This window comes from Streptomyces sp. NPDC059564, assembly GCF_042735575.1.
GTDB lineage: Bacteria > Actinomycetota > Actinomycetes > Streptomycetales > Streptomycetaceae > Streptomyces.
This window is the reverse complement of record NZ_JBHWBP010000276.1, coordinates 1-10451: the sequence shown is the minus strand read 5'-3', so window position 1 is coordinate 10451 and position 10451 is coordinate 1. Positions and strand designations below refer to the sequence as shown.

Here is a 10451-nt window from a genome sequence, read left to right as displayed (position 1 = left end):
CCCTCCGCCCACCGCATGCCCCCGCCGGGCACCCCCGGCACCACCCCCCACCCGAAGCCCCCGAGGAGGCCGCTCGCGTGAGCGCCGCACGACAGCCGTCACCGACCGTCCGCGACAAGGCCGCACCCGAGCCCGCGAAGCCCCGTACCCCCCGGGCCCGCCGCGCCGCCCCTCCCCACGGGGTCCGGCCGGCCCCCGCGCTCGGGGCGGAGGAACGGGCCCGGCTGCTGGAGGGCCGCCACCACGATCCGCACGGGGTGCTCGGCGCCCGTGCGCAGCGCGGCGGGGTCGCCTTCCGGGTGCTGCGCCCGTACGCGAAGGCCGTCACGATCGTCGCGAAGGGGCTGCGGGCGGAGCTCTTCGACGACGGGGACGGGCTGTTCTCCGGGCTGCTGCCGCTGACCGGGGTACCGGACTACCGGCTGCTCGTGACGTACGACAGCGACGAGATCGAAGTCCACGACCCGTACCGGTTCCTGCCCGCGCTCGGGGAGCTGGACCTGCACCTGATCGGCGAGGGCCGGCACGAGGAGCTGTGGAAGGCGCTCGGCTCGCAGCCGATGGAGCACCAGGGGGTGAAGGGCACCCGGTTCACGGTGTGGGCGCCCAATGCCCAGGGCGTGCGGGTGACCGGGGACTTCTCGTACTGGGACGCGGTGGCGTACCCGATGCGCTCGCTGGGCTCGACCGGGGTGTGGGAGCTGTTCCTGCCGGGGGTCGGCGAGGGCGCCCTGTACAAGTACGACGTGACGCGCCCGGACGGCAGCCACACCCTGCGCGCCGACCCGATGGCGCGGTACGCGGAGGTCCCGCCGGCGAACGCCTCGATCGTCACGGCGTCCCGGTACGTGTGGCAGGACGCGGAGTGGATGGCGCGGCGCGGGGAGCGGGCGCCGCACCAGGCGCCGCTGTCGGTGTACGAGCTGCACCTGGCGTCGTGGCGGCCCGGGCTCTCGTACCGGCAGCTGGCGGAGCAGCTGCCGGCGTACGTGAAGGAGCTGGGCTTCACGCACGTGGAGCTGATGCCGGTCGCCGAGCATCCCTTCGGCGGGTCCTGGGGCTACCAGGTCACCGGTTTCTACGCGCCGACCTCGCGGATGGGCGGCCCGGACGACTTCCGTCTGCTCGTCGACGCGCTGCACCGGGCGGGGATCGGCGTGATCGTCGACTGGGTGCCCGCGCACTTCCCGCGCGACGCCTGGGCGCTGGCCGAGTTCGACGGGCGGCCGCTGTACGAGCACCAGGACCCGCGCCGGGCCGCGCACCCGGACTGGGGGACGCTGGAGTTCGACTACGGGCGCAAGGAGGTCCGCAACTTCCTGGTCGCCAACGCCGTGTACTGGTGCCAGGAGTTCCACGTGGACGGGCTGCGCGTGGACGCGGTGGCCTCGATGCTGTACCTGGACTACTCGCGCGAGGAGGGCGACTGGTCCCCGAACGCGCACGGCGGCCGGGAGGACCTGGACGCGGTGGCGCTGCTCCAGGAGATGAACGCGACGGTGTACCGGCGCTGCCCGGGCGTGATGACGATCGCCGAGGAGTCCACGGCCTGGGAGGGCGTGACCCGGCCGACGGACGCGGGCGGGCTGGGCTTCGGCCTGAAGTGGAACATGGGCTGGATGCACGACACGCTGCGGTACGTGTCGAAGGAGCCGGTGCACCGCAAGTACCACCACCACGACATGACCTTCGGGATGGTCTACGCGTACAGCGAGAACTACGTGCTGCCGATCTCGCACGACGAGGTGGTGCACGGCAAGCGCTCGCTGGTGTCGAAGATGCCGGGCGACTGGTGGCAGCAGCGGGCCACGCACCGCGCGTACCTGGGCTTCATGTGGGCCCACCCGGGCAAGCAGCTGCTGTTCATGGGGCAGGAGTTCGCGCAGGGTTCGGAGTGGTCGGAGGCGTACGGGCCGGACTGGTGGCTGCTGGACTCCTCGTACCCGGCGGCCGGTGACCACCGGGGCGTACGGGACCTCGTGCGCGACCTGAACCGTACGTACACGGCCTCGCCGGCGCTGTGGGAGCGGGACACCGTGCCGGAGGGCTTCGCGTGGGTGGAGGCGGACGCCGCCGAGGACAACGTGTTCGCGTTCCTGCGGTACGCGCAGGACGGTTCGCAGCTGCTGTGCGTGTCGAACTTCTCGCCGGTGGTGCGGCACGGCTACCGGGTCGGGGTGCCGGAGGAGGTGGCGCAGTGGCGGGAGGTCCTCAACACGGACCTCGAACCGTACGGCGGCAGCGGCGTCCACCACGCCAAGCCGCTGCGCCCCGAGCCGGTACCGGCCCAGGGGCGCGCGGCGAGCCTGCGGATGACGCTCCCGCCGATGGCGACGATCTGGCTCAGGCCGTAGCGGGCTGCCGGTCCGCGCGCTGCTCCAGGTGCTCTTCGAGTTCCTGGAGCAGCTTGCGCTTGGCGCGGGCGCCGAGCAGCTGGAGGACGGGTTCGCCGTCGCGGAAGAGGAACAGGGTGGGGGCGGCCAGGACCGCGTAGCGGGCGGCGGTCGCCGGGTTGTGGTCGACGTCGATCTGGACGACCTTGAGCCGGGCGGCCTCCTCGGCGGCGACGGCGGACAGGACGGGGGCGAGCTGGCGGCAGGGTCCGCACCAGTCGGCGGTGAACTCCACCAGTACGGGCCGCCCGCGCTCCCGCAGCACCTCCGCGGCGAAGTCGGCGTCGGTCACTTCGGGCACGCCCTGGGCGTGGATCATGTGGTTCCCCTCTCGTGTGGGTGGTGCGGTCAGCCCGTCATCTCGCAGCGCGGCGCGGGCGGCTCCCCCGCGGCCGCCCCCGCGACCTCCTCGGCGGCGGTGAGCTGCCGGGCGACCTGGTCGCGCACGTCGGTGAGCTGGCCGATGAGGCCGTCGAGCTCGGCGAGCTTGCGGCGGTAGACGGCGAGCGAGGCCGGGCAGGAGTCCCCGGCCGGGTGGCCGGCGCGCAGGCAGTCGACGAACGGGCGGGTCTCCTCCAGTTCGAAGCCGAAGTCCTGGAGGGTGCGGATCTGCTTCAGCAGGCGCAGGTCGTCCTCGTCGTAGTCGCGGTAGCCGTTACCGGTCCGCCGGGCGGCCAGCAGCCCGCGTGATTCGTAGTACCTGAGGGTCCGTGTGCTGGTCCCGGCCCGCTTCGCCAGTTCGCCGATGCGCATGGAGCGACCGTAATCCTTGACGCCGACGTCAAGGCAAGGGCGTGGTGCGGGCGGGGTTCGGGGGGCGGGGCCCTCGCCACCCCCGTGGGCGAGGGCCCCCGGTATGGATCACGGACGGGGCCGGGGGCCGGTTCGGGGCCTGTGACGGGGATCACTCGACGGGTATCGGGAGACACCTGAATCGGGGTGGCTGAATCCGTACGCTGTGCTGGGGGCATCGGTCCATCCGATTACCGGACAGTCGCAGGGAAACCCGGTCAAAGCGTCGATCTCGATAGGACTTTCCTACGAGTTATGAGCTTGTTTGATTGGTTGGTAGTCGCCACGGCTCAGCCACTCCTACGGTGTGCCCTGTGCACTCCAGCCCACCATTCAATGCCCCCGCCGCGCGTCGTCTGCGCGCGGCCCTGGGCATGGCTCCCGGTCATGTCGCCTATGGCCTGCGGGCCCAGTACGGACTGCTTGTCGCGCCCGAAACCGTGATGGCCTGGGAACGGGGCGAACTGTCCCCCACCTCCACAGAGCTCACCGCGCTCGCGGGCGTGCTCTGGTGCTCCCCCGGCGAACTCCTCGCCGAACCCGTCACCCTGCGCGAACACCGCCTGGCCCGGGGTCTGGATCCCGAGGATCTGGCCCGCCGCATCGGACTGGAGGCGGGTTCCTACCAGAAGATGGAGGACACCGGCCGCTGGAAGGGCAACGAGCGGCAGTCCGCCGCCCTCGCCACGGTCCTCGGCCTGACCCTGGCCCAGTTCGTGACGGCGACCGGCAAGGAGGAGGAGCTCGCCGGTCTGCTGCGCAGTGCGGTCACCACGCGCTGGCAGGCGTACGTCAAACCGCTGGCCAAACTGCTGCCGGTGCCCAAGGGCCATCTGGAATGGGTCCTGGAGCAGCTCTACAACGACTACCAGTCGCGGATGGTGGCCACCCTCAGCTGGGGTGGCGGCCAGGGCTCGGCCGGGGCCGGGGACGCGGGCCGGGAGTTCCTCGCGGAGATCGTCGAGCGCTTCTGGTCCCTGGCCGGCGGTGCGGGGTAGGCCACACACCCGGTACGGCGAAACGGCCCCGGGCGCTCCGCGAGGGAGACGCACCGGGGCCGTTCGGCGGAGAAGTGGGGCCGGAAGTCCCGGCCGGGCGGGCCGGTCAGAAGACGGACTCGGCCTCGTACATCCGCTCGTCCGGGACGGTCTTCAGCTCGGTGACGGCGTGCGCGAGGGGGGCCATCACGATGTCGGTGCCGCGCAGGGCGGTCATGTTGCCGAAGTCGCCGCGGTGGACGGCCTCCACCGCGTGCCAGCCGAAGCGGGTCGCGAGGACGCGGTCGTAGGCGGTCGGGGTGCCGCCGCGCTGGACGTGGCCGAGGATGACCGGGCGGGCTTCCTTGCCCAGGCGCCGCTCCAGTTCGACGGCGAGGCGGTTGCCGATGCCGGCGAAGCGCTCGTGACCGTACTGGTCGATCTCGCCCTTCTCGTACGGCATGGAGCCGGCGGCCGGGTGCGCGCCCTCGGCGACGCAGACGACGGCGAACTTCTTACCGCGGGCGAATCGTTCCTCCACCATCTTCACCAGGGCGTCCACCTCGAAGGGGCGCTCCGGCAGGCAGATGCCGTGGGCGCCGCCGGCCATGCCCGACTCCAGGGCGATCCAGCCCGCGTGGCGGCCCATGACCTCGACGACCATCACGCGCTGGTGCGATTCGGCGGTGGTCTTCAGGCGGTCGATGGCCTCGGTGGCGACCATGACGGCGGTGTCGAAGCCGAAGGTGCGGTCGGTGGAGGAGATGTCGTTGTCGATGGTCTTCGGTACGCCGACCACCGGCATCCCGGCGTCGGACAGCATCCGGGCGGCCGTCAGGGTGCCCTCGCCGCCGATCGGGATGAGCGCGTCGATCTCGTAGCGGCGGGCCAACTCGGCGGCGTTCTCGGCCGCTTCGTGGAGCCGGGCGCGCTCCATCCGCGCGGAGCCGAGGATCGTGCCGCCGCGGGCGAGGATGCCGCTGACGGCGTTGATGTCGAGGGGGCGGTAGTGACCGTCGAGGAGACCCTTGAAACCATCTTCGAATCCGATGACCTCGTCCCCGTGACCGACCACGGCGCGGTGTACGACCGACCGGATGACAGCGTTCAGGCCCGGGCAGTCGCCGCCTGCGGTGAGAACTCCGATACGCATCGTGCTGTGTCTCCTGCCGTACATGTGAAGAAGGGCGTCATGGGGAAGCCTGTCCGATTGTTCCACGGGCCCGGGGTGCCCCGCGTCTTCTGCTGCTCCGCCCGCCGGGCCTTTCGACCCCTCCGGCCAGGCCTTTTTCCCGGCGGGCGTCCTATCCATCGGCAGAGGTATTGTCAAGAGGCCAAGCCACACTAAATGGACAATCCCAGCATCCACAACATGGACGGAGAGCACGCGTGACGCGCAGCGTGTACGTGACCGGTATCGAGCGGGGGGACGGCCGCCAGGTCGTCGAGCTGGGGATCATGGAGCTCCTGACCCGTCAGACGGGCCGGGTGGGCGTGTACCGGCCGCTGCTGCACGACGCCCCGGACCGGCTCTTCGACCTCCTGAAGGCCCGCTACCGCATCGACCAGGACGCCGCGACGGCCTACGGCATGGAGTACCACGAGGCCTCCGCGATCCTGGCCGAGAAGGGCACGGACGAGCTGGTGTCCCAGCTGGTCGACCGCTACCACCGGGTGGCCCGCGACTACGAGGTCATGCTGGTCCTCGGCACCGACTACGCCGACACCAACCTCCCGGACGAGCTCGCGCTGAACGCCCGTCTCGCGAACGAGCTGGGGGCCGTGGTCGTGCCCGTGGTGGGCGGCACCAAGCACCCCGCCGAGGCCGTGCGCGCCGAGACCCGCAACGCGTACCGCGCCTACGAGAGCCTCGGCTGCCACGTGGTCGCGATGGTCGTCAACCGGGTGGCCGCCGAGGACCGCGACCTCATAGCCGAGCGGCTGGCCGCCCGCCTCCCGGTGCCCTGCTACGTACTCCCGGACGACAAGTCCCTGTCCGCCCCCACCGTCGCCCAGATCACCCGGGCGCTCGGCGCCGAGGTGCTCCTCGGCGACGAGGCCGGGCTGGCGCGCGACGCCCTGGACTTCGTCTTCGGCGGCGCGATGCTGCCGAACTTCCTCAACGCCCTGACCCCCGGCTGCCTGGTCGTGACCCCCGGGGACCGCTCCGACCTGGTCATCGGCGCGCTGGCCGCGCACACCTCGGGGACGCCGCCGATCGCCGGTGTGCTGCTGACCCTGAACGAGCGCCCGACCAAGGACATCCTGACGCTGGCCTCGAAGCTGGCCCCGGGCACCCCGGTGGTGTCGGTGGCCGGCAACAGCTTCCCGACGGCCGCCGAACTCTTCTCGCTGCAGAGCCGGTTGAACTCCGCGACCCCGCGCAAGCTGGAGACCGCGCTCGGCCTGTTCGAGCGGCACGTGGACACCGCCGAGCTGCGCGGCCTGCTGTCGGTGGCCCGCTCCGAGCGGGTCACCCCGATGATGTTCGAGCACGAGCTGCTGGAGCGGGCCCGCTCCGAGCGGCGCCGCGTCGTGCTGCCCGAGGGCACCGAGGAGCGGGTGCTGCGCGCCGCCGACGTGGTGCTGCGCCGCGGGGTCTGCGACCTGACCCTGCTGGGCGAGGAGCCCGCGATCCTGAAGAAGGCCGCCGACCTGGGCATCGACATCTCGGGCGCGCAGCTGATCGACCCGGCCACCTCACCCCTGCGGGAACGTTTCGCCGAGTACTACGCCCAGGCCCGCGCCCACAAGGGCATGACCGTCGAGCTGGCCAACGACGTCGTCACGGACGTGAACTACTTCGGCACCCTGATGGTCCAGGAGGGCCTCGCCGACGGCATGGTCTCCGGCTCGGTGCACTCCACCGCCGCCACCATCCGACCCGCCTTCGAGATCATCAAGACCAAGCCCGAGGCCTCCATCGTCTCCTCGGTCTTCTTCATGTGCCTGGCCGACAAGGTCCTCGTCTACGGCGACTGCGCGGTCAACCCGGACCCGAACGCCGAGCAGCTCGCCGACATCGCCGTCCAGTCCGCCGCCACGGCCGCCGCCTTCGGCGTGGAGCCGCGGATCGCGATGCTCTCGTACTCGACCGGCACCTCCGGCTCGGGCGCGGACGTGGACAAGGTCCGCAAGGCCACCGAGATCGTCCGCGAGCAGCGCCCCGACCTGCTGATCGAGGGCCCGATCCAGTACGACGCCGCCGTGGAGCCCTCGGTGGCGGCGACCAAGCTGCCGGACTCCGACGTGGCCGGCCGGGCGAGCGTGCTGATCTTCCCCGACCTCAACACGGGCAACAACACGTACAAGGCCGTGCAGCGTTCGGCGGGCGCCGTGGCGGTCGGCCCGGTGCTGCAGGGTCTGCGCAAGCCGGTCAACGACCTCTCGCGCGGCGCCCTGGTCCAGGACATCGTCACCACCGTGGCGATCACCGCGATCCAGTCGCAGACCCCCCGCCCCGGGAACCCCTCCCCCACCGCCTGACCCTTCAGCCCCCCACCACACGAGAAGGCACCGCACCCGTGACCGCAACGCGCGTACTCGTCCTCAACTCCGGCTCCTCGTCGGTCAAGTACCAGCTCCTCGACATGGCGGACCGGTCCCGGCTCGCGTCCGGCCTGGTGGAACGGATCGGCGAGGAGACCTCCCGGCTCGTGCACGAGCCGCTCGCGGGACCCGGCGCCGAGGGCGGCCGGCGCGAGCGGCTCGGCCCGATCGCGGACCACGGCGCCGCGCTGCGGGCGGTCGCCGCGGAGCTGGCCGCCGACGGCACGGGCCTGGACTCCCCCGAGCTGGCCGCCGTCGGGCACCGCGTCGTGCACGGCGGTACGAAGTTCACCCGGCCGACGGTGATCGACGACGAGGTGCTCGCGGAGATCCGCAGCCTGATCCCGCTGGCCCCGCTGCACAACCCGGCGAACGTGACCGGCATCGAGGTGGCGCGCTCGCTGCGCCCGGACGTCCCGCAGGTCGCCGTCTTCGACACGGCCTTCCACTCGACGATGCCGGAGCACGTGGCCCGGTACGCGATCGACGCGGCGACGGCGGACAAGTACGCCATCCGGCGCTACGGCTTCCACGGCACCTCGCACGCCTACGTCTCCCGGGCGACGGCGGCGCTGCTCGGCAAGCCGGTCGAGGACGTCAACGTGATCGTGCTCCACCTGGGCAACGGGGCCTCCGCCTCGGCCGTCCGGGGCGGGGTCTGCGTGGAGACCTCGATGGGTCTGACCCCGCTGGAGGGCCTGGTCATGGGCACCCGTTCGGGCGACCTGGACCCGGCGGTCGTCTTCCACCTGGCCCGGGTCGGCGGCCTGTCCGTCGACGAGATCGACTCGCTGCTGAACAAGAAGAGCGGTCTGCTGGGTCTGTGCGGCGACAACGACATGCGCGAGGTGCAGCGGCGCGCGGACGAGGGCGACCCGGCGGCGCGCCTCGCGCTGGCGGCGTACGTCCACCGTCTGAAGAAGTACATCGGCGCCTATACGGCGGTACTCGGGCGGGTGGACGCGGTGGTGTTCACGGCGGGCGTCGGCGAGAACGCGGCCGCCGTCCGGGAAGCTGCGGTGGCCGGACTGGAGGAGCTGGGTCTGGCGCTGGACCTCCAGGCCAACGCGGTGCGGTCCGCCGAGCCCCGGCTGGTGTCGGCGGAGTACGCGCGGGTGGCCGTGGCCGTGGTCCCGACCGATGAGGAACTGGAGATCGCCACCCAGGCGTACGCGCTGGTTACCCAGTAGTCACTTGGACTTTCCACCAGACGGAATATTCCGCTACGAAACAAACGGATAGGATCCGCTCCATGCGCCGTTCCAAAATCGTCTGCACGCTGGGCCCCGCCGTCGACTCGTATGAGCAGCTGAAAGCGCTCATCGAGGCAGGTATGAACGTGGCCCGATTCAACTTCAGCCACGGATCCCAGGCAGAACACCAGGAGCGGTACGACCGCGTCCGGAAGGTCTCCGAGGACACCGGGCGCGCGGTCGGCGTCCTCGCCGACCTCCAGGGCCCCAAGATCCGCCTGGAGACCTTCGCCGAGGGTCCCGTCGAGCTGGTGCGCGGTGACGAGTTCACCATCACCACCGAGGACGTCCCCGGCGACAAGTCCATCTGCGGCACCACCTACAAGGGTCTCCCGGGCGACGTCGCCATGGGTGACCAGATCCTGATCAACGACGGCAACGTCGAGCTCCGGGTGACCGAGGTCGAGGGCCCGCGGGTCAAGACCATCGTCATCGAGGGCGGTGTCATCTCGGACCACAAGGGCATCAACCTGCCGGGTGCCGCCGTGAACGTCCCCGCCCTGTCGGAGAAGGACGTCGACGACCTGCGCTTCGCCCTGCGGATGGGCTGCGACATGGTCGCCCTGTCCTTCGTCCGCGACGCCAACGACGTCAAGGACGTCCACAAGGTGATGGACGAGGAGGGCCGCCGGGTCCCCGTCATCGCCAAGGTGGAGAAGCCGCAGGCCGTCGAGAACATGGCGGCCGTGGTCGACGCGTTCGACGCGGTCATGGTCGCCCGCGGTGACCTCGCCGTCGAGTACCCGCTCGAAAAGGTCCCGATGGTCCAGAAGCGGCTCATCGAGATGTGCCGCCGCAACGCCAAGCCGGTGATCGTCGCGACCCAGATGATGGAGTCGATGATCACCAACTCCCGCCCGACCCGCGCCGAGGCCTCCGACGTGGCCAACGCGATCCTGGACGGGGCGGACGCGGTCATGCTGTCGGCCGAGTCCTCGGTGGGCGCCTACCCGATCGAGACCGTCAAGACGATGTCGAAGATCGTCGCGGCGGCCGAGGAGGAGCTCCTGTCCAAGGGCCTCCAGCCGCTGGTCCCGGGCAAGAAGCCCCGTACCCAGGGCGGCTCCGTCGCCCGCGCGGCCTGCGAGATCGCGGACTTCCTCGACGGCAAGGCCCTGGTCGCCTTCACCCAGTCCGGGGACACGGCCCGCCGCCTGTCGCGCTACCGCGCCACGCAGCCGATCCTGGCCTTCACCACCGACGTCAACACCCGTAACCAGCTCACCCTGAGCTGGGGCGTCGAGTCGGCCATCGTCCCGCACGTGGACAACACCGACGCCATGGTCGACCTGGTCGACGCCGAGCTGCTCAAGCTGGGCCGCTACAACGAGGGCGACACCATGATCATCACGGCCGGCTCGCCCCCCGGCGTCCCGGGCACGACCAACATGGTCCGCGTCCACCACGTCGGCAGTGGCGCCCGCGACTGACGCCCCCGCACCACCGCCCGACTCTGCCGCACAGAGACCGAGGGCGGCACCCCGGAC

At 71.3% G+C, this 10451-nt stretch carries 8 protein-coding genes; 5 read left to right on the top strand and 3 right to left on the bottom strand.

The features are described 5' to 3' along the window. The first annotated feature begins 77 nt into the window (after nt 1-77). A complete protein-coding gene (glgB, locus tag ACFV0Q_RS31465) occupies nt 78-2354 on the top strand; it encodes a 1,4-alpha-glucan branching enzyme (RefSeq protein WP_385009905.1) in 2277 nt (758 codons plus the stop codon). On the opposite strand, the gene ACFV0Q_RS31460 is transcribed toward glgB, so the two are convergent. Next, nucleotides 2344-2712: a thioredoxin family protein gene (locus tag ACFV0Q_RS31460; RefSeq protein WP_385009903.1), complete on the bottom strand. Its 369-nt coding sequence runs from the start codon at nt 2710-2712 to the stop codon at nt 2344-2346. The two genes, glgB and ACFV0Q_RS31460, sit on opposite strands and share 11 nt — an antisense overlap. A gap of 29 nt (nt 2713-2741) precedes the next feature. Further along, the gene (locus ACFV0Q_RS31455; RefSeq protein WP_385009902.1) at nt 2742-3146 is read right to left on the bottom strand and encodes a MerR family transcriptional regulator; all 405 of its coding nucleotides are present in this window, start codon (nt 3144-3146) and stop codon (nt 2742-2744) included. Between the two features lie 353 nt (nt 3147-3499). Here ACFV0Q_RS31455 and ACFV0Q_RS31450 point away from each other — a divergent pair, with 353 nt between their 5' ends. Continuing rightward, nucleotides 3500-4183: a helix-turn-helix domain-containing protein gene (locus tag ACFV0Q_RS31450; RefSeq protein WP_385009900.1), complete on the top strand. Its 684-nt coding sequence runs from the start codon at nt 3500-3502 to the stop codon at nt 4181-4183. A gap of 106 nt (nt 4184-4289) precedes the next feature. Here the strand turns inward: ACFV0Q_RS31450 and ACFV0Q_RS31445 are convergent, their stop codons facing one another. Then, nucleotides 4290-5315: an ATP-dependent 6-phosphofructokinase gene (locus ACFV0Q_RS31445; protein ID WP_385009899.1), complete on the bottom strand. Its 1026-nt coding sequence runs from the start codon at nt 5313-5315 to the stop codon at nt 4290-4292. A gap of 236 nt (nt 5316-5551) precedes the next feature. On the opposite strand from ACFV0Q_RS31445, the gene pta reads away from it, so the two are divergent. From pta to pyk, 3 genes are all read left to right on the top strand, one after another. Next, nucleotides 5552-7648, top strand: a complete 2097-nt coding sequence (gene pta, locus ACFV0Q_RS31440) for a phosphate acetyltransferase (protein ID WP_385009898.1) — start codon at nt 5552-5554, stop codon at nt 7646-7648. 38 nt (nt 7649-7686) lie between these two features. Continuing rightward, complete coding sequence (locus ACFV0Q_RS31435; protein WP_385009896.1) at nt 7687-8901, top strand: acetate kinase; 1215 nt, start codon at nt 7687-7689, stop codon at nt 8899-8901. A gap of 62 nt (nt 8902-8963) precedes the next feature. Further along, nucleotides 8964-10394 carry a pyruvate kinase gene (pyk, locus tag ACFV0Q_RS31430; RefSeq protein WP_385009895.1) on the top strand — a complete coding sequence of 477 codons (1431 nt, stop codon included), beginning with the start codon at nt 8964-8966 and terminating at the stop codon, nt 10392-10394. Nucleotides 10395-10451: the final 57 nt, after the last annotated feature.